General features: G+C 47.3%; 1 protein-coding gene. It reads left to right on the top strand.

The window, feature by feature from the left end; all coding sequences use genetic code 11:
• The coding region (locus AB4585_RS25695) for a YadA C-terminal domain-containing protein (RefSeq protein ID WP_372171607.1) at positions 1-391 on the top strand (391 nt) is incomplete at both ends.

Genomic DNA, 391 nt, shown 5'->3' with positions numbered 1-391 from the left:
GGGATCGAGCAAAACAAAGCCCAGATCACAGCACATGATAAGCAGATTGCAGATGCCAACACACACGCTAGAAATGCAGAAAATGATGCTACGTATGCGCGTAAGATGAGTAGTCAGAATGCAGATGCTATTAGCCAGAACCAAGATGCTATCAAAGGCCTACGTGAAGATATGGAACAAATGGCTAAAAACGTAGATGGTGCGTATGCCGAATCTGCTGCTTTTGCAGGTCTAGTTGCCCCATATGGTGTAGGTAAATTCGCGGTTACTGCCGCAGTGGGTTATCACGGTGATGCACAAGCGGTTGCGGTGGGTGTCGGTGAACGATTCACCGAGAATTTTACTGCAAAACTCGGCGGTGCTTATGACACAGCAACAGAATCAATGAGTG

This window comes from Vibrio sp. 10N.222.49.C9, assembly GCF_041474985.1.
GTDB classification, from domain to species: Bacteria; Pseudomonadota; Gammaproteobacteria; order Enterobacterales; family Vibrionaceae; genus Vibrio; species Vibrio crassostreae_C.
Note: the sequence above shows the minus strand (reverse complement) of the source record. Positions and strands in the feature narration are given on the sequence as shown.